17 protein-coding genes and 1 pseudogene are annotated in these 17,919 nt (G+C 65.5%); 13 read left to right on the top strand and 5 right to left on the bottom strand.

Annotated features, from left to right (window positions below):
* Nucleotides 1-603: pseudogene (locus CF70_RS37230) on the bottom strand (MurR/RpiR family transcriptional regulator); the annotation flags it as partial.
* Between the two features lie 315 nt (nucleotides 604-918).
* Here CF70_RS37230 and edd point away from each other — a divergent pair.
* The 12 genes from edd (at nucleotide 919) to ftsB (ending at nucleotide 13,844) form a co-directional block, all read left to right on the top strand.
* Entirely contained in the window at nucleotides 919-2,805 is a 1,887-nt protein-coding gene (gene edd, locus CF70_RS00955) for a phosphogluconate dehydratase (RefSeq protein ID WP_035859214.1), read from the top strand.
* A 189-nt stretch (nucleotides 2,806-2,994) separates the two neighbouring features.
* Nucleotides 2,995-3,504: a gluconokinase gene (locus CF70_RS00950; protein ID WP_035859211.1), complete on the top strand. Its 510-nt coding sequence runs from the start codon at nucleotides 2,995-2,997 to the stop codon at nucleotides 3,502-3,504.
* Between the two features lie 297 nt (nucleotides 3,505-3,801).
* Entirely contained in the window at nucleotides 3,802-5,274 is a 1,473-nt protein-coding gene (locus tag CF70_RS00945) for a circularly permuted type 2 ATP-grasp protein (protein ID WP_035859209.1), read from the top strand.
* Nucleotides 5,275-5,368: 94 nt separating this feature from the next.
* A complete protein-coding gene (locus tag CF70_RS00940; RefSeq protein WP_035859206.1) occupies nucleotides 5,369-6,322 on the top strand; it encodes an alpha-E domain-containing protein in 954 nt (317 codons plus the stop codon).
* A gap of 39 nt (nucleotides 6,323-6,361) precedes the next feature.
* On the top strand, nucleotides 6,362-7,186 hold the full coding sequence (locus CF70_RS00935; protein ID WP_035859203.1) for a transglutaminase family protein: 825 nt from the start codon (nucleotides 6,362-6,364) through the stop codon (nucleotides 7,184-7,186).
* A gap of 130 nt (nucleotides 7,187-7,316) precedes the next feature.
* Nucleotides 7,317-8,138, top strand: a complete 822-nt coding sequence (locus CF70_RS00930) for a peptidase (RefSeq protein ID WP_200876673.1) — start codon at nucleotides 7,317-7,319, stop codon at nucleotides 8,136-8,138.
* 15 nt (nucleotides 8,139-8,153) lie between these two features.
* The gene (locus tag CF70_RS00925) at nucleotides 8,154-8,975 is read left to right on the top strand and encodes an alpha/beta fold hydrolase (RefSeq protein ID WP_035859198.1); all 822 of its coding nucleotides are present in this window, start codon (nucleotides 8,154-8,156) and stop codon (nucleotides 8,973-8,975) included.
* A gap of 148 nt (nucleotides 8,976-9,123) precedes the next feature.
* Nucleotides 9,124-10,776, top strand: a complete 1,653-nt coding sequence (locus tag CF70_RS00920) for a CTP synthase (protein ID WP_035859195.1) — start codon at nucleotides 9,124-9,126, stop codon at nucleotides 10,774-10,776.
* A gap of 29 nt (nucleotides 10,777-10,805) precedes the next feature.
* Nucleotides 10,806-11,678, top strand: coding sequence for a 3-deoxy-8-phosphooctulonate synthase (kdsA, locus tag CF70_RS00915; RefSeq protein WP_035859193.1), 873 nt, complete (start codon nucleotides 10,806-10,808; stop codon nucleotides 11,676-11,678).
* A gap of 90 nt (nucleotides 11,679-11,768) precedes the next feature.
* A complete protein-coding gene (locus CF70_RS00910; RefSeq protein ID WP_006160203.1) occupies nucleotides 11,769-12,059 on the top strand; it encodes a DUF1330 domain-containing protein in 291 nt (96 codons plus the stop codon).
* 88 nt (nucleotides 12,060-12,147) lie between these two features.
* Entirely contained in the window at nucleotides 12,148-13,437 is a 1,290-nt protein-coding gene (eno, locus tag CF70_RS00905) for a phosphopyruvate hydratase (RefSeq protein WP_035859187.1), read from the top strand.
* Between the two features lie 68 nt (nucleotides 13,438-13,505).
* Nucleotides 13,506-13,844 carry a cell division protein FtsB gene (gene ftsB, locus CF70_RS00900; protein WP_035859184.1) on the top strand — a complete coding sequence of 113 codons (339 nt, stop codon included), beginning with the start codon at nucleotides 13,506-13,508 and terminating at the stop codon, nucleotides 13,842-13,844.
* A 48-nt stretch (nucleotides 13,845-13,892) separates the two neighbouring features.
* Here ftsB and CF70_RS00895 read toward each other — a convergent pair whose 3' ends face one another.
* The 3 genes from CF70_RS00895 to CF70_RS00885 form a co-directional block, all read right to left on the bottom strand.
* Nucleotides 13,893-14,324 carry a hypothetical protein gene (locus CF70_RS00895; protein WP_035859182.1) on the bottom strand — a complete coding sequence of 144 codons (432 nt, stop codon included), beginning with the start codon at nucleotides 14,322-14,324 and terminating at the stop codon, nucleotides 13,893-13,895.
* Between the two features lie 107 nt (nucleotides 14,325-14,431).
* Nucleotides 14,432-15,460 carry an Hsp33 family molecular chaperone HslO gene (locus CF70_RS00890; RefSeq protein WP_035859293.1) on the bottom strand — a complete coding sequence of 343 codons (1,029 nt, stop codon included), beginning with the start codon at nucleotides 15,458-15,460 and terminating at the stop codon, nucleotides 14,432-14,434.
* A gap of 39 nt (nucleotides 15,461-15,499) precedes the next feature.
* The gene (locus CF70_RS00885) at nucleotides 15,500-16,024 is read right to left on the bottom strand and encodes a gamma carbonic anhydrase family protein (RefSeq protein WP_035859179.1); all 525 of its coding nucleotides are present in this window, start codon (nucleotides 16,022-16,024) and stop codon (nucleotides 15,500-15,502) included.
* Between the two features lie 188 nt (nucleotides 16,025-16,212).
* Here CF70_RS00885 and CF70_RS00880 point away from each other — a divergent pair, with 188 nt between their 5' ends.
* Entirely contained in the window at nucleotides 16,213-17,085 is an 873-nt protein-coding gene (locus CF70_RS00880; protein ID WP_051647953.1) for a ferritin-like domain-containing protein, read from the top strand.
* Here the strand turns inward: CF70_RS00880 and CF70_RS00875 are convergent.
* A complete protein-coding gene (locus CF70_RS00875) occupies nucleotides 17,058-17,543 on the bottom strand; it encodes a hypothetical protein (protein WP_235184841.1) in 486 nt (161 codons plus the stop codon). The two genes, CF70_RS00880 and CF70_RS00875, sit on opposite strands and share 28 nt — an antisense overlap.
* Nucleotides 17,544-17,919 lie beyond the last annotated feature (376 nt).

The raw sequence follows: 17,919 nt of genomic DNA, 5'->3' as shown, positions 1-17,919 counted from the left end.
GGGGGCGGGGGGGGGGGGGGGGGGGGGGGCCAGCGTGGCGGCTGCCAGCATGTCCCAGGTGCGCCCGCTGTTGGAAACCAGCACCGCCACATCGCCGGGGCCGAGCAACGCCGCGGACATGCTGAATACGTGCGAATCCGAGTACGCAACGGTGGGAATGCCAAGGCGGAAGAACTTGTGCTGGATATCCAGCGCGACGATGCCAGAGTTGCCGCAGCCATAGAACTCGATGCGCCGCGCCGCCGCGAGCAGCTGGATGCCGTGCTCGATCTGGTCCGCGGACAGCGCATTGCGCACTGTCATCAGCGTGGCGATGGTGCGGTCGAACACCTTGCCGGCGATGTCGGCGGGACGGTCTTCGGCCTTGACGTCCTGGTGCACGAAGGGCGTGCCGCCGCCCACGTTCTGGGCGAACTGGAGTTTGAACTCGCGGAAGCCGTCATAGCCGAGCGCGGCGCAAAAGCGCGCGATGGTGGGCTGGGATACACCCGCTCGCTCGGCCAGTTCTGGCATCGACAAACGGATCACGCTGGCGCCGTGGCGGGCAACGTAGTCGGCAAGGCGGCGTTCGGAGGGGCGAAGCGTGTCGTAGACGGCAAGGATTCGGTCGCGCATGGTAGGGAGGGCTGTCTGTGCCGGGGCATTCTTGTGCCTTTGGCCCCGGTATCCGGGGTTCGATGGTTCGCACTGCATGTAGATATTCTACATAATCCACATCCAAATCGCCTTGGCTTCCTGTCAGCTTCAGGCTAGGGATTTCACCTATTTGGCGCTTTTTTGCCATGAATGCGGCGCTTTGTGGTGCGCGCGCATGGTGTTTTCAAATTTCCTTTCGATATAATGTAGAAAATCTACAAACAAACGCGTTCCCCCAGTCCTCGCGGATACGATCAGGCATCACGACCAGGAATCCCACGCATGTCAAAAGCCCTCCACGCCGAAGTTCAGTCCGTCACCGCGCGCGTGATCGCGCGCAGCCAGCACAGCCGTGCCGCCTACCTGGCGCGTTGCGAACGCGCCCAGCAAGAGCTGGGCCCCTTGCGTGGGCTGTCCTGTGCCAACCTCGCGCACGGCCTGGCCGCGCTGCCGGTGCATGACAAGCTCAAGCTGCGGGTGGAGCATGCCGCGAATCTCGGCATCGTCACCGCCTATAACGACATGCTGTCGGCCCACCAGCCGTACGAGCGCTACCCCGGCGTGATCCGCGAGGCCGCGCGCGCCGTTGGCGCGGTAGCGCAGGTGGCGGGCGGGGTGCCGGCGATGTGCGACGGCATCACGCAGGGCAATGCCGGCATGGAGCTGTCGCTGTTCTCGCGCGACGCCATCGCAATGGCGACCGCGGTCTCGCTGTCGCACAACACCTTCGATGCCGCCGTGATGCTTGGCGTGTGCGACAAGATCGTGCCGGGCCTGCTGATGGGCGCGCTGCAGTTCGGCCACCTGCCGGTAGTGTTCGTGCCGGCCGGGCCGATGTCGACGGGATTGTCCAACAAGGAAAAGGCGCGCGTGCGCCAACTCTACGCCACCGGCCAGGTCGGCCGCGAAGCCTTGCTGGAAGCCGAGTGCGAGGCCTATCACGGGGCCGGCACCTGCACCTTCTACGGTACCGCCAACAGCAACCAGTTCCTGATGGAGATCATGGGGCTGCATATGCCCGGCGCAGCCTTTGTGCATCCCGACAGCGGCCTGCGCGATGCGCTCACCGCCGCCGCCGCGCAACGCGCGCTGGCCCTGACGGCGCGGGGTGCCGACTACCTCCCGCTGGCGCGCATCGTTGACGAGCGCGCCGTGATCAATGCTGTGGTGGGCCTGCTGGCCACCGGCGGCTCGACCAACCACACCATTCACCTCGTGGCGATGGCGCGCGCGGCCGGCATCATCATCGACTGGGACGATTTCGACCGCCTCTCGCGCATCACGCCGCTGCTGGCGCGGGTCTATCCCAACGGCTCCGCCGACGTGAACCATTTCCACGCCGCCGGCGGCGTCGCCTACGTGATTCGCCAGTTGCTTGACGCCGGGCTGCTGCATGAGGACGTGGAAACCGTGGCCGGGCATGGTCTGGCCCGTTACACGCAGGAACCCGTGATGATCGACGGCGTGCTGCAGTGGCGCGACGGTGCCGCCACCAGCGGCGACGCGACGGTACTGGCCACCGCGGCCGAGCCGTTCTCAGCCGAGGGCGGCCTGCGCCTGCTGCAGGGCAATCTCGGGCGCGGCATGATCAAGGTGTCGGCGGTGGCGCCGGAGCATCGGGTGGTGGAGGCGCCGGCGCGCGTTTTCGATTCCCAGGAAGGCTTGCAGGCCGCGTTCGATGCCGGCGAGCTGGCTGGCGATGTGGTCGCGGTGGTGCGCTTCCAGGGGCCGAACGCCAACGGCATGCCCGAACTGCACCGCCTTACGCCGGTGCTGGGCGCGCTGCAGGATGCCGGCCACAAGGTGGCGCTGGTCACCGACGGGCGCATGTCCGGCGCTTCAGGCAAGGTGCCGGCGGTCATTCATGTGGGTCCGGAGGCACTTGCTGGCGGCCCCTTGTCGCGAGTGCGCGATGGCGACCGCCTCCGCGTGGATGCCGTCGCTGGCACCCTGGAATGGCTCGGTGGCGCCGACGGCGACGCCGACTTCGCGGCGCGCGCCTCGGCGGTACGGCCGGACGACGCGTTCGCCAGCTTCAGCGTCGGCCGCGGCCTGTTTGGCCTGTTCCGCCGCAATGCGCGGATAGCAGAAGAGGGCGGCAGCGCGCTGGACCTGTCCGAAGCCGATGCGCACGGCGCTGTCCAAACCGGCGTGGCCGTCGCACAATAGGCGGCGCGCCCCGATATTTGTGTCATTTGTGTCCCCGGCAGCCAACGGCTGGCGGGGACGACCCCGAGCCGGCCCATGCGGGTCCTATCATGGCTTCATGGCCGTATGCTTCCGGACACTGCCGGCGGCCGGCGCGGGGACTACCGACAAGGATGGGCAAACCATCCGAACACGATCGCTGGAGCAGACATGATCTACATCCTGATGGGCGTTTCCGGCAGCGGAAAGAGCACCGTCGGCCAGATGCTGGCCGAGACCCTGCATTGCGGCTTTCACGACGCCGATGATTTCCACAGCGCCGCCAACAAGGCGAAGATGCACAACGGCATCCCGCTGACTGATGAAGACCGCTGGCCCTGGCTGGCCGCCATGCGCGCGGCGATCGATGCGGCCCGCGCCGAAGGCCGCACCCATGTGTTCACCTGTTCCGCGTTGCGCCAGACCTATCGCGACCGGCTGACGCCGCCCGACGGCGGCGTGACCTTTGTCTATATGAAGGGCGACGCCGCGGTCATCGGCGGCCGCCTGGCCGAGCGCAGCGAGCACTTCTTCAATCCGGCGCTGTTGCAGAGCCAGTTTGAAACGCTGGAGGAGCCGCGCGACGCGCTGGTACTCGATATCCGCCAGACCCCTGAAGCCCTGGTGCAGTACATCCTGGCCGAAGTGCCGGCATGCAAGGGCACGGCCGTGGCGCGTTAGCGCGGCGCGTTGCCCCCGCCCGGACCGTTCCCGGGCGCCGTCTTGGTGCGTATTGAGGAGGGGCTGGCAGACATCTTGCTTAATCCATGCTTGATGGCGCGAATGCCCGCCGCTTGCGGCTTTCGTGGTCATAGGTATCCTATAGGTACAGCACTTCGAAGCATGACGAGACGGTCCGCGGCTGCGCCGCCGGGCCGCGGGTGGTGACCTCAAGGTGCTGTGCCGGGAACAAGAAGCCAATCAAAACGGGATTGCCGGCAGTTTGGGCGGCGCCCAAATCATGGGGGAACGGCCATCATGGCGGCGCGGTTTTTCGACGAGATGCTCGATTGGCAAGATGGCGTGGCGGCATCGATCCACGCGGGAGAGTCCCTGCCGGCAGGCGCCGTGCGGGGGCATTACAAGCAGTTCGCGGACTGGCTGGCGCGACAGTCCGAAGGCACCATGGGCAACAAGCGCGCGGAGGCGGACCTGATCTTCCGGCGTGTGGGCATCACGTTCGCCGTGTATGGCGAAAAGGATGAGTCCAACAGCGGCACCGAGCGCACCATCCCGTTCGACGTGATTCCCCGGATCTTTCCCGCCAGCGAGTGGGCCACGCTGGAGCGCGGGCTGCGCCAGCGGGTCTCCGCGCTGAATCGCTTCATCCACGATATCTATCATGGCCAGGACATCATCCGCGCCGGCGTGATTCCCCCAGACCAGATCTACAACAACGCGCAGTACCGGCCCGAGATGCTCGGCATCGACGTGCCGCGCGATATCTATGCCCACGTTGCGGGCATCGACGTGGTACGCGCGGGCGAGGGCGAGTTCTACGTGCTGGAAGACAACCTGCGCGTGCCCTCCGGCGTCTCCTACATGCTGGAGAACCGCAAGATGATGATGCGGTTGTTTCCCGACCTGTTCGCGCGCAACCGCGTGGCGCCGGTGGCCCATTATCCGGACCTGTTGCTCGACATGTTGCGCGGGGTCTCGCCGCAGAACATCGCCGATCCCACCGTGGTGGTACTGACGCCCGGCATGTACAACTCCGCCTATTTCGAGCACGCCTTCCTGGCTCAGCAGATGGGCGTGGAGCTGGTCGAGGGCAGCGACCTGTTCGTGCAGGACGATCATCTCTACATGCGTACCACGCAGGGCCCGCAGCGCATCGACGTGATCTACCGCCGGGTCGACGACGACTTCCTCGACCCGCTGGTGTTCCGGCCCGATTCGACGCTGGGCGCGGCGGGACTGCTGTCGGTCTATCGCGCCGGCAACGTCACCATCTGCAATGCCATCGGCACTGGCGTGGCCGACGACAAATCGATCTATCCCTATGTGCCGGACATGATCCGCTTCTACCTCGGCGAGGAAGCCATCCTGAACAATGTCCCGACCTATATGTGCCGCCGTCCCGATGACCTGCAGTACGTGCTCGATCACATGGACGAACTGGTGGTGAAGGAAACCCACGGCGCCGGCGGCTACGGCATGCTGGTGGGCCCGGCCGCCACCCGCGCCGAGATCGATACCTTCCGCGAGGTCGTGCGCGCGCGTCCGGAGCAGTACATCGCGCAACCGACGCTGGCGCTGTCAACCTGCCCGACCTACGTCGAGTCCGGCATCGCGCCGCGCCACATCGACCTGCGCCCATTCGTGCTGTCGGGCAAGGACGTGCGCATGGTGCCCGGCGGGTTGACGCGCGTGGCGCTGCGGGAAGGCTCGCTGGTGGTCAATTCCTCGCAGGGCGGGGGCACCAAGGACACCTGGGTGCTGGAGCGCTGAAGCGCGGCGCTCGCAAGGATTGTTTGAGATTCCCGCGCCGGCCGCCTCGATGCCGGCGGCGCGCGGGCGAACAGCGCAGTACGAGGGGACTGACATGCTTAGCCGCACTGCCGACCATCTGTTCTGGATGGCGCGCTACACCGAGCGCGCGGAGAATACCGCGCGCATGCTCGACGTGAATTACCAGACGTCGCTGTTGCCGCAATCCGCCGAGGTGGCGGAGCAGGGCTGGTGGGCCATGCTCGATATCTCCGAGCTGACCACGGTGTTTGACGAGAAGTACGGCCTGCTGACGCGCGACGATGTGATCGACTTCATGGTGCGGGACATGACCAATGTCTCGTCGATCATGAGCTGCCTGCGCGCGGCGCGCGAGAATGCGCGCGCGGTGCGCGGCTCGCTGACCACCGAGGTGTGGGAGACCATCAACACCACCTGGCTCGACGTGCAGCGCATGATTGCTGACGGCATCCTGTCCGACGATCCCGCGCAATTCTTCGAGTGGGTCAAGTTCCGCTCCCACCTGGCCCGTGGCGTGCAGTTCGGCACCATGCTCAAGGACGATGCTTTCCACTTCATGCGGCTGGGTACGTTCCTGGAGCGCGCCGACAATACCGCGCGGATTCTCGATGTGAAATTCCAGGCCGGCACGCTGGACGACAGCGATCCCAATCGCGACGCCAACGATTTCTATCATTGGGCGGCGGTACTGCGCTCGGTGTCCGGCTTCGAGGTCTACCGCAAGATCTACCGCACGGTGATCACGCCCGAGCGCGTGGCCGAGCTGCTGATCCTGCGCCCGGACATGCCGCGTTCGCTGGTGTCGAGCATGGACGAGGTGGTGGCGATCCTGTCGCTGGTCGGAAACCAGCATTCTTCGGAAACCGAGCGGCAGGCTGGTAAACTCCACGCCGATTTGAAATACGCGCGCATCGACGACATCTTCGCCGTCGGGCTGCATGCTTACCTGACCAGTTTCCTGGAGCGCATCGGCGACCTCGGCAACGGCATCAGCCGGGATTTTCTCGTGCCGCTGCAGGCTGCCTGAGCCACTTCACGTGGGAGGTTGTGCCGGCCTCGCCATATCGTGAAATACAAGATTCATCACAAGACGGTTTACCGTTACGCCGAGCCGGTTCGGCGCAGCGTGCACGAACTGCGGCTCGCGCCGCGTTCGGGCCCGCTGCAGGCCGTGCAAGGCTGGCAGCTATCGGTGCCGGGCAACCTGTCTGAGGCCCGCGACGGCTTTGGCAATATCGTTCACAGCTTTACCGTGACGGGCCCTGCGCATACGCTGGTGATCGAGGCAGGCGGCGTGGTGGACGTGACGCCGCCTGCCGACGGAGACGCGCCGCTTTTCTGCGATGCGCCGCCGGCGGGCGAGGCGCGTGTCTCGCCGCTTTACTACCTGGGCAGCACGCCGCTGACCGCTGCGCACCCGGAAATGGTACGTTTTGCCTCGCCCTACCTGGCGGCGGGGCGCGAGGTGCCGGCCCTGCTGGCGCTGGCCGGTGGCATAGCGGAGCGGGTGCGGTACAAGGCAGACAGCACGGATGTGGGCACTTCAGCGCGCGAGGCCTTCGGGCTGGGCAGCGGGGTTTGCCAGGATCAGGCGCAAGTGATGGTGGCATGTTGCCGCGCCCTCGGTATTCCGGCGCGCTACGTCAGCGGCTATTTCTACGACCCGCAGGCCTCCGAGCTGGCCAGCCATGCCTGGGCCGATGTCTGTGTGGACGCGGACAGGGAGCTGTGGTGCAGTATCGACGTGACGCACGCTTGCCTGAGCGACGCGCGTCATGTCCGGCTTGCGGTCGGGCGTGATTACCACATGGCCGCGCCGGTGCGAGGCATTCGCGAGGGCGGCAGCGGCGAGCAGCTGGCGGTCGAGATTGCCATTGCACCGCTGCAGTGAGCGAGGTGGTGCGAAGCGCACCAGGAATGGGCGTGATACGGTGTTCCAGCCGCGAAGGGGCGGCGCTAGAATGCGGCCTGGCTCCGGGCAGTGCGCCGGGCGCGGCCGTGCACCATAACAAGACGAGATCATGACGTACTGTGTAGCCATGCGGCTGGATGCCGGTCTGGTGTTCCTCTCCGATTCCCGCACCAATGCCGGGGTGGACGCGATTTCGACCGCGCGCAAGATGACGGTGTTCGAGGAGCCGGGCGACCGCGTGATGGTGCTGCTGACGGCGGGCAACCTGGCGATCAGCCAGGCGGTGCGCCAGATACTCGCAGAAGGCCGCGACGAGAAGCGCTCCCTTTGGACCGCGCGCGATATGTTCGAGGCGGCCGCCATCGTTGGCGACGCGGTGCGCCAGGTGCACAAGCACGATGCCCACGCCCTGCGCGAGGCTGGCATCGAGTTCAATGTGAGCCTGATCTTCGGCGGGCAGATCCGTGGCGAGCGGGTGCGCCTGTTCCATGTGTACGCGGCGGGGAATTTTGTCGAAGCCACGCCCGAGAACTGCTATTTCCAGATCGGCGAGGCCAAGTACGGCAAGCCCATCATCGATCGCGTGGTGGAACCCACGCTGCCGCTTGGCCAAGCCGCCAAATGCGCGCTGATCTCGATGGACTCCACCCTGAAATCCAATATCTCGGTGGGCCTGCCCCTGGACCTGCTGGTCTACGAGGCCGATTCGCTGCGCGTGACCCGCTTCGTCAATATCGACGAGAAGAACGCCTACTTCCGCATGATCCGCGATACCTGGGGGCATCGCCTGCGCCAGGTCTTCGGCGAGATCAACGATCCGGAATGGGATGCCTGCGCCCCGGCGGAGTTTCCGCTGGCGCGCCAGGGCGAAGGCGACCGCTGGGGGCAGCCGGTGCGCGCCACGCGCGAACGCGCCGGCACCCAGGACTGAGGGCGGATATCCCAGATGCGTGACATCCTGCATTTTTCGCATGCCAACGGCTTTCCCGTCAGCACCTACCGCAAGCTGTTCGCAACGCTGGAAGACGATTTCGAGATCCGCGCCGTGGACCGATACGGCCATGACCCGAAGTTCCCGGTCACGCGAGAGTGGCCGCACCTCGTCGATGAGTTGCTGGCTTCCGTGGAGCAGAAGTACCGCGAGCCGGTGTGGCTGGTGGGGCATTCGCTCGGTGGTTTCCTGTCGCTGATGGCCGCGCTGCGGCGCCCGCAATGGGTGCGCGGCGTAGTGATGCTCGATTCGCCCGTGATCGCCGGCTGGCGTGCCGCCTTGCTAAAGGCCGGCCAGCGCTTCGGCCTGGACGAACGGCCCGGCCCCGCGGCGGTGACGCGGCGGCGCCGCACCCACTGGCCGGATGCCGAGGCGGTCTGGGAACATTTCCGTTCCAAGCCGGTATTCGCGGCCTGGGATGAGGAGGTGCTGCGCGACTACGCCATGCATGGCACCGAGCCGACCGGCAACGACGCCGAGCGCCGACTGCGTTTCGAGCGTGAGATCGAGTACCAGATCTACCGTACCCTGCCCACCAGCCTGGGCTCGCGCGTCGCGCGCGGCGCGCCGGTGCCGGTCGGCTTTGTCGCCGGCACGCAGTCGCGCGAAGTGCGGCAGTGCGGGCTTGGCGCCACGCGCAAGCTGGTGGGTGAGCGCTTGCGCTTTATCGAGGGCGGGCATCTTTACCCGATGGAGCGGCCCGGCCAGACGGCCGGATTGATCCGCGATCTCGTCGGCGAAATGCGGGGCAATTCGCTCGCGGCCGCGCGTCCATAGCCGGGGCCAGGCAGGGCGGCAGCGCGGGCTGGGGTGCGAAGCGGCGAATGCGTCTCAGCGGTCGCGGGCAAGGCGACTTGTCGCAAATGCGGCGCTGCAGCAGCCGGGCTCTCATGTATAATCCCGATTTCCCCGGCAAGCTCGGTTTATGACCAAATTCGTCTTCGTCACCGGTGGTGTCGTCTCTTCGCTCGGCAAGGGCATCGCTGCTGCTTCGCTCGCGGCCATTCTTGAGTCGCGCGGCCTCAAAGTCACCCTCCTCAAGCTAGATCCCTACATCAACGTCGATCCCGGCACGATGAGCCCCTTCCAGCATGGCGAGGTGTTCGTCACGGAAGACGGTGCTGAAACCGACCTCGATCTCGGCCACTACGAGCGTTTCGTCTCGGCCAAGATGCGCAAGTCGAACAACTTCACCACGGGCCAGATCTACGAGTCGGTGATCCGCAAGGAACGCCGCGGCGAGTACCTCGGCAAGACGGTGCAGGTAATCCCCCATATCACCAACGAAATCCAGGCCTTCATCGAGCGCGGCGCGGCTGCGTCGCACGGTGGCAAGGCGGACGTCGCGCTGGTGGAAATCGGCGGCACGGTGGGCGATATCGAATCGCTGCCGTTCCTCGAAGCCGCACGCCAGATGAGCCTGCGCATGGGCCGCAACCACGCTGCCTTCGTGCACCTGACGCTGGTGCCGTTCATTGCCAGCGCCGGCGAGCTGAAGACCAAGCCGACCCAGCACTCGGTGCAGAAGCTGCGTGAAATCGGCATCTCGCCGACCGCGCTGCTGTGCCGCGCCGACCGCCCGATCCCGGACGAAGAGCGCGCCAAGATTTCGCTGTTCTCCAATATCCCGCAGGAAGCCGTCATCTCGGTCTGGGACGCGGACAGCATCTACAAGATCCCGCAGATGCTCAACGAGCAGGGCCTCGACCGCCTGATCTGCGAGGAACTGCGTATCGACCCGAAGCCGGCCGATCTCTCCATGTGGCAACGCCTGGTCAATGCCCAGGAAAATCCGCAACATGAGATCACCATCGGCATGGTCGGCAAGTACGTCGACCTGACCGAGTCGTACAAGTCGCTGATCGAAGCGCTGCGCCACGCCGGCATGCACACCGCCACCCGCGTGAACATCGAGTACATCGATTCGGAAGAGCTGGAATCGGGCCACCTCGAAGTGCTCAAGCCGCTGGACGCCATCCTGGTGCCGGGCGGTTTCGGCAAGCGCGGCACGGAAGGCAAGATCCGCGCGATCCAGTACGCCCGTGAGAACAAGGTGCCGTACCTGGGCATCTGCCTGGGCATGCAGCTGGCCGTGATCGAATTCGCCCGCCATGTGGCGGCGATGGCCGATGCCAACTCGACCGAGTTCAACCTGGAAACCGAACATCCGGTGGTGGCACTGATCACCGAATGGGTCGACCGCGAAGGCAAGGTGGAGGAGCGCTCCGCCGAGTCCGATCTGGGAGGCACCATGCGCCTGGGGGCGCAGCGCGTACCGGTCAAGGCGGGCACCAAGGCGGCGAAGATCTACGGCGAAGAAGTCAACGAGCGCCATCGCCACCGCTACGAGGTCAACAATCACTATGTGCCGACGCTGGAAAAGGCGGGCATGGTGATCTCCGCTCGCACCCCGACCGAAGACCTGCCCGAGATGATGGAACTGCCGGAAAGCATGCACCCGTGGTTCGTGGGTGTGCAGTTCCACCCGGAATTCACCTCCACCCCGCGCGATGGCCATCCGCTGTTCAAGGCCTACGTGGAAGCGGCGCTGGCCAGCCAGCAGAGCAAGGCGGGCTGAGCCGCGGCACCGCAAGCAGGAGACTAGTGATGAAACTCTGTGGATTTGACGCTGGCCTGGACCGGCCCTTCTTCCTGATCGCCGGTCCGTGCGTGATCGAGTCCGAGCAGATGGCGCTGGATGCCGCCGGCGAGCTCAAGGCGATCACCGGCGAACTCGGCATCCCGTTTATCTACAAGTCCTCGTTCGACAAGGCCAACCGCTCGTCGGGCAGGACCTTCCGCGGGCTGGGCATGGAGAAAGGGCTGGAGATCCTCGCCACGGTCAAGCGCGAGATCGGTGTGCCGGTGCTGACCGACATCCACGAGATCGACGAGGTCAAGCCAGTGGCGGCGGTGGTCGATGTGCTGCAGACGCCGGCCTTCCTGTGCCGTCAGACCGACTTCATCCGCGCGTGCGCGCAGAGCGGCCGTCCCGTCAATATCAAGAAGGGACAGTTCCTCGCGCCGCATGACATGAAGAATGTCATTGACAAGGCGCGCGACGCCGCGCGCGAGGCAGGGCTGCCGGAAGACAGCTTCATGGCTTGCGAGCGCGGCGTTTCCTTCGGCTACAACAACCTGGTCTCCGACATGCGCTCGCTCGCGATCATGCGCGAGACCGGCGCGCCGGTGGTGTTCGATGCCACGCACTCGGTGCAGCTGCCGGGCGGCCAGGGCACCAGCTCCGGCGGCCAGCGCGAGTTCGTGCCGGTGCTGGCGCGCGCTGCCGTGGCGGTGGGCGTGGCGGGCCTGTTCATGGAAACGCACCCGGACCCGAGCAAGGCCATGTCGGACGGCCCCAACGCCGTGCCGCTGTCGCGCATGAAGGAACTGCTGTCCGTGCTCAAGGAACTCGATACGCTGGTCAAGCGCTCGGGCTTCCTCGAAGACAATTTCGGCTGGCCCGCGGCCTGCGCCTGAGCGCGCAGCGCCGTTGCCGACATGGCCGTCATCAGGCGGCCATGATCAGCCAAGTAGAATCAACACCATAAAATCACACGGAGATACGCCATGGCCAGCGGCTATATCATTGCCCACGTCGATGTCACCGATCCCCAGCAGTATGAAGAGTACAAGGTGCTCTCCAGCCATGCCATGAAGGTGCATGGCGCCGAGGTGCTGGTGCGTGGCGGCAAGACCGAAAAGCTGGAGGGCGACTGGGCCCCGACGCGCGTGGTCGTGCTGAAGTTTCCCAGCTATGACGCGGCAAAGTCGTTCCACGACAGCGAGGAATATCGCGCCGCGCGCAAGTCGCGCGAGCATGCCGCGCGCATGAACATGATCGTGGTGGAAGGCGCTTAGGCATTAATCAGCGCCCGTCAGCGGTAGTCCAGGGCATGGCGCCCGTGTAGTACGAAGTCATCAAGCATCAACAGTCCAAGAGGAATCCATGAGTGCAATCGTAGATATCATCGGTCGCGAAGTTCTCGACTCGCGCGGTAACCCGACGGTCGAGTGCGACGTCCTGCTCGAATCCGGCGTGATGGGCCGCGCGGCAGTGCCGTCGGGCGCATCCACCGGTTCGCGCGAAGCCATCGAGCTGCGTGATGGCGACAAGTCGCGCTATCTCGGCAAGGGCGTGCTGAAGGCTGTCGAGCATATCAACACCGAAATCTCCGAAGCCATCATGGGCCTGGATGCCTCCGAGCAGGCTTTCCTGGACCGTACCCTGATCGACCTCGACGGCACCGACAACAAGGCTCGCCTGGGCGCCAACGCCACGCTGGCCGTGTCGATGGCCGTGGCCAAGGCCGCCGCTGAAGAAGCCGGCCTGCCGCTGTACCGCTACTTCGGCGGTTCGGGCGCGATGCAAATGCCGGTGCCGATGATGAACATCGTCAACGGCGGCGCGCACGCCAACAACAGCCTGGACATCCAGGAATTCATGATCATGCCGGTGTCGCAGACGAGCTTCCGCGAAGCCCTGCGTTGCGGCGCCGAAGTGTTCCACGCCCTCAAGAAGATCCTGTCCGACAAGGGCATGTCCACGGCGGTTGGCGACGAGGGCGGCTTTGCCCCCAACTTCGCTTCCAACGAAGAGTGCCTGAACACCGTTGTGCTGGCCATCGAGAAGGCCGGCTACCGTGCAGGCGAAGATGTCCTGCTGGCGCTGGACTGCGCGGCTACCGAGTTCTATCACGAAGGCGAAGGCCAGTACCACCTGGAAGGCGAGGGCCTGAAACTGACCTCGACGCAGTTCGCCGACTACCTGGCCAACCTGTGCGACAAGTTCCCGATCGTGTCGATCGAGGACGGCATGGCCGAAGGCGACTGGGAAGGCTGGAAGGTGCTGACCGACAAGCTGGGCAAGCGCGTGCAGCTGGTGGGCGACGACCTGTTCGTCACCAACACCAAGATCCTGAAGGAAGGCATTGAGAAGGGCATCGGCAATTCGATCCTGATCAAGATCAACCAGATCGGCACCCTGACCGAGACCTTCGCCGCCATCGAGATGGCCAAGCGCGCCGGCTACACCGCCGTGATCTCGCACCGCTCGGGCGAAACCGAGGACAGCACCATCGCCGATATCGCGGTGGGCACCAACGCCGGCCAGATCAAGACCGGCTCGCTGTCGCGCTCGGACCGTATCTCGAAGTACAACCAGCTGCTGCGCATCGAGGAAGATCTCGGCGATATCGCCAGCTACCCGGGCAAGAGCGCGTTCTACAATCTGCGCTAAGCGCGTGTCATGCGCCGGCCGCGGCCGGCGCTGACGCAACTTCCTTTTCCGCTTAAGCGCCAGAACCCATGCGCCTGATCTCGTTGCTGTTGTTCGTGCTGTTGCTCGCCATCCAGTATCCCTTATGGCTGGGCAAGGGCGGTTGGCTGCGTGTGTGGGACATGGACAAGCAGGTGCAGGAACAATCGGCGCGCAACCAGTTGCTCAAGTTGCGCAATGCCAAGCTGGAAGGGGAAGTGAAGGACCTGGAGGATGGCACCGGCGCCATCGAGGAACGTGCCCGCTATGAGTTGGGCATGGTCAAGGATGGCGAGGTGTTCGTGCAGTTCGTGGCGCCCGCGCCCAAGGTCAGCGCCACGCCGCCGCTGCCGCCTCCGCCGAATTCCCCGGCGTTCAACCGCCACTGACTGGCGCCAGTTCCCGGCGCCCTGCGCAATGCGCGGTGCCAGGCAAACTCACCACCAATACGGATAGCCGCCCCGGCCCCAGTATCCGGGGCCGCTGAAGCCGACTCCGCCACCCCAGTGGCCACCGCCCCACCCTCCGTAATACAGGCTCCAGCTTGGATAGGCATAGGCAGCAGCCTGCGCCATGGCCTCGGCCTGTTGCTGGTATGCGATGGCGGCTTCCTGCTCGCGCAGCACCTGTTGGTTCAGGGCGTCGAGCTTCTGCCTTTCTTCAGGGGTGATGGGCGCCGGCGGAACACCGTTGGGCACCAGGCGCGCGGTCGGCGGCGAGCCGTTGATGTCGCGCGGCAACTCCGCGCAGCCGCCGCAGGCCAGCACCGCGCCGAGCAGCAAGACGCCGATCGTGCCACGCGCGCGGACAAGGCGTGACGCTTTGCACGCTGCGGCGACGGCGGACGGGGTTGAAGGCAAAGCGGACATGTTGACTCCCTGACTCTGGTAGGTCGCTGATGCTTGGACCTCGGCGGAGGGCGTAAAGGTTCCTCGTGGGGTGCCTCCCGGGCCGCTCCGCCTTACCGCGTTGCAGCTTAGTGTTGCTGCGCCGCACCGTCGCCGGCGCCGGTAGCGACGGGGGCCGGCGCAAACAGCTGCGCGCAGTCAACCGGATCGAAGTGATATTGCTGGCCGCAGAAATCGCACTGGATCTCCACTTCGCCGCGTTCGACCAGGATGTCCTCGATTTCCACGCGGCCCAGGTTTTGCAGCATGCCAGCCACTTTGGCCCGCGAGCACGAGCACTGGAAGTGCGGCGTGAGCGGCTCGAATACGCGCAGGCCGGTGGCTTGCAGGTCTTCCCAGAAGAGGCGGCGCAGCAGTGTATCGGGCGTTTCGGCCAGCAGTTCTTCGTCCTTCAGCGTGGCGCCGAGCTGGCAGGCGCGGTCCCATGTGTCCAGGTCCTGCGCGCGGCCGCTGTCCGCCAGCGGCGCGCCGGTTTCGCCGACTTCGGCCGGGGCGCGTCCGGCATGGCCCTCCAGCGTGCCACCGTAGGACGGCAGCTTCTGCAGCAGCATGCCGGCGGCAACTTTGTCGTCGGCGGCCAGCCACAGCCGGGTGTCGAGCTGCTCGGACGCTTGCATGTAGTGTTCGAGCACGGCAGTCATCGACGTCATCGGGCCGTGTGCATCGGCCAGCGGCACGATGCTCTGGTACGGCTGTTGTCCGGGTAGCTTGTCCTGCGGGTCCAGCGTGATGGCGAAGCGGCCGCGGCCGTTGACGTTGACGAGATCCGCCAGCGTGGCATCGTCGGCCAGCGCTACGCCTTCGGCGAGCTTGGCGGTCGCCCGCATCGACAGGTCGGACAGGCATTCCACCACCAGCATGCGCACCGGGCCGTCGCCGTGCACTTGCATCACCAGCGCGCCATTGAACTTCAGGTTGGCCGAAAGCAGTGCTGCGGCGGACATCATTTCGCCCAGCAGGCGGCGCACCGGCGCCGGGTAATGATTGCGGCGCAGCACTTCCTGCCAGGTGGTCTGCATGTGCACCAGTTCGCCGCGAACGGGGGCCGCGTCGAACAGGAATTTCTGCAGGGTGTCGGGGGTGGTGGTGTCAGTCACGATGATCCGTCGGTAAATCGGTGCGGGCGGCACGGCGCCTTAGTCGATGCGTTTGAGTTGCGTCTTGTACATGGCCTGGCGCGTGGCGTAGGTCTCGGCATTGCGGTACAGGTTGGCCACATCCTGCTCGGTGAGCTCGCGCACCACCTTGGCCGGCGCGCCCAGGATCAGCGAACGATCCGGGAATACCTTGCCTTCTGTGACCACGGCCCCGGCGCCGACCAGGCACTCCTTGCCGATCACGGCACGGTTCAGGATCACAGCCTGGATGCCGATGAGCGAGCCTTCGCCCACCGTGCAGCCATGCAGCATGGCCTGGTGGCCGATCGATACTCTGTCGCCGATGGTCAGCGGGCAGCCGGGGTCGGTGTGGAGCACAGTGCCTTCCTGCACATTGCTGGACTCGCCCACCACGATCGGTTCGTTGTCGCCCCGGATCACCACGCCTGGCCAGACGCTGGCACGCGCCTTGAGCGTCACGTTGCCGATAATGGTGGCCTCCGGCGCCACATAGGCATCCGGATCGAGGGTGGGGGCAACGTCGCCGAGCTGGTAAAGCGCCATGAGGTCTCCTGCACAAGTTCGTTTGGGTATATGGGGTTTGCCGCCAGGCTTTAAAGGGTCGCGGGTGGGTCTGGCATGGAGCGCCACGCGCCGGGCCCTACAATGGCGGCAAACCGGATTTTACGCTTATGCCAGCAAACCTTTCCGATGCCGCCTCTCCCGGCGTCCCTGACTCTGATCGCGGCGGCATGCCGCTTGCCGCACCTGGCTCTTTGCCGGGCCCGGCGGCGCCGTCCTTGCGCCGCCAGGCGCTTGCCATCCTGTGCCTGAGCGATGCGCACGAGAAGGCCGCGGCCACGCGCCGGATGCGGCTGGCGGCCGGGGCCATGGCGCCGGAGGCCCTGGGCATCGGCGAGGCGATCGCGGCCGAACTGCCGCTGCCCGGCCGGCCGCCGCTGCCCGAACTGGTGGCGCCGCAGCGGGTCGAGCGGCGGCGCTCCATCCATACGCCCGCCGGTCGCGCGGCGCTGATCCACGCGCTCGCACATATCGAGTTCAACGCCATCAACCTGGCGCTGGATGCCATCTGGCGATTCGACGCGATGCCGGTGGCTTTCTACCTGGACTGGCTGCGCGTGGCCGACGAGGAGGCGCTGCATTTCAGCCTGCTCGCGCAGCACCTGGTCACGCTGGATGCGCGCTACGGCGATTTTCCGGCACACAACAGCCTATGGGAGATGGCGGACAAGACCGCCGGCGATGTGTTGGCGCGCATGGCGCTGGTGCCGCGCACGCTGGAGGCGCGCGGGCTTGACGCCTCGCCACCGGTACGCGCCAAGCTCGCGGCCGCTGGCGATCATGAGGCCGCCACCATCATTGACATCATCCTGCGCGACGAGGTGGGTCACGTAGCCATCGGCAACCGCTGGTACCGCTGGCTATGCGCCTCCCGCGGCCTGGACCCCGTCGCCACCTACGCCGAGCTGGCCGCGCGGTACCAGGCACCGCGCCTGCGGCCGCCCTTCAACCTGGCAGCGCGCCGCGCGGCGGGTTTCGACGAGGATGAGCTGGCGTGGCTGGAGGGACAGGCCAGTCAGTTGTATTCCGTTACCACGACATAGCCCTGCTTGTTGCCGCCACCGGGGCCTGCCGCGAATTGCACGGGCACGACAAAGGCGCGCGCGGTCGTCAGCTGAACCACCCGGCCAGGCAGCAGCGGCAGGGAGGCAGACTCCGCGGAATGGGTGCCGTTTGCGGGGCAACTGACCGAGGCGGTCCCGCTCGTGCTGATTTGCGTATTGCAGGGGGGCGCGACGATGGCCCCCCGGAAGTGGATCACGCCATCCGCGGCCCACGCGGATACCGAAAGCAAAGCACTCGCCAGGGCCAACGGCAGCCGGAGCGCGAAGCGGTGGGAGGCGGCGCGGCCGGTGCTTGCAAACGTGCTCATCGTGATCTCCTGTTCGTCATTAACTTGAAGCACATTGGGAAATTTCTGTGTGCTCATTGGGAACTTTATTTCCCAAGATTGGGAAAAACAATCAAGATAATCAGAGTTTTCCCAATTCTTTTTTTGCACTACTCTGTTAGGTCAGGTCGAGGAATGCGCTGTTATTCGCCGTGTTTTTGTCCCTGGGGGTATAGGAACAACCCTAATAAAAAGGGCGAAATAAATGGCCTCGATGGGTTTTTATAAGAGTAATCCTATAAATCTTCCGGAGAAAAATGAGCTGTCATGGATGACCCCCCCCTACGACTGAAACGTGTGGGTCGATCTGCCGATCGGGATGCGCCAATGCGATGCGCTCCACATGTCCTTGCTAACGTCAGATTCGGAGAAAACTTGACTGCCGGGAGGGCGGTGATATCGATGCCTGCGATCGGTTGTCCGCGACGCTGCAGGTTGTGCAGGCCGGGCGCTGACGGGCAAGGCCTGGGGGCGGGTTTGGGGGGGG

The organism is Cupriavidus sp. SK-3 (assembly GCF_000611145.1).
GTDB lineage: Bacteria > Pseudomonadota > Gammaproteobacteria > Burkholderiales > Burkholderiaceae > Cupriavidus.
This window is presented reverse-complemented; position numbering and strand designations above follow the sequence as displayed.

Coding starts and splice junctions, on each gene's coding strand:
- edd (WP_035859214.1), top strand. CDS start 919: ATGTCAAAAGCCCTCCACGCCGAAGTTCAGTCCGTCACCGCGCGCGTG.
- CF70_RS00950 (WP_035859211.1), top strand. CDS start 2,995: ATGATCTACATCCTGATGGGCGTTTCCGGCAGCGGAAAGAGCACCGTC.
- CF70_RS00945 (WP_035859209.1), top strand. CDS start 3,802: ATGGCGGCGCGGTTTTTCGACGAGATGCTCGATTGGCAAGATGGCGTG.
- CF70_RS00940 (WP_035859206.1), top strand. CDS start 5,369: ATGCTTAGCCGCACTGCCGACCATCTGTTCTGGATGGCGCGCTACACC.
- CF70_RS00930 (WP_200876673.1), top strand. CDS start 7,317: ATGACGTACTGTGTAGCCATGCGGCTGGATGCCGGTCTGGTGTTCCTC.
- CF70_RS00925 (WP_035859198.1), top strand. CDS start 8,154: ATGCGTGACATCCTGCATTTTTCGCATGCCAACGGCTTTCCCGTCAGC.
- CF70_RS00920 (WP_035859195.1), top strand. CDS start 9,124: ATGACCAAATTCGTCTTCGTCACCGGTGGTGTCGTCTCTTCGCTCGGC.
- kdsA (WP_035859193.1), top strand. CDS start 10,806: ATGAAACTCTGTGGATTTGACGCTGGCCTGGACCGGCCCTTCTTCCTG.
- CF70_RS00910 (WP_006160203.1), top strand. CDS start 11,769: ATGGCCAGCGGCTATATCATTGCCCACGTCGATGTCACCGATCCCCAG.
- eno (WP_035859187.1), top strand. CDS start 12,148: ATGAGTGCAATCGTAGATATCATCGGTCGCGAAGTTCTCGACTCGCGC.
- ftsB (WP_035859184.1), top strand. CDS start 13,506: ATGCGCCTGATCTCGTTGCTGTTGTTCGTGCTGTTGCTCGCCATCCAG.
- CF70_RS00895 (WP_035859182.1), bottom strand. CDS start 14,324: ATGTCCGCTTTGCCTTCAACCCCGTCCGCCGTCGCCGCAGCGTGCAAA.
- CF70_RS00885 (WP_035859179.1), bottom strand. CDS start 16,024: ATGGCGCTTTACCAGCTCGGCGACGTTGCCCCCACCCTCGATCCGGAT.
- CF70_RS00880 (WP_051647953.1), top strand. CDS start 16,213: ATGCCGCTTGCCGCACCTGGCTCTTTGCCGGGCCCGGCGGCGCCGTCC.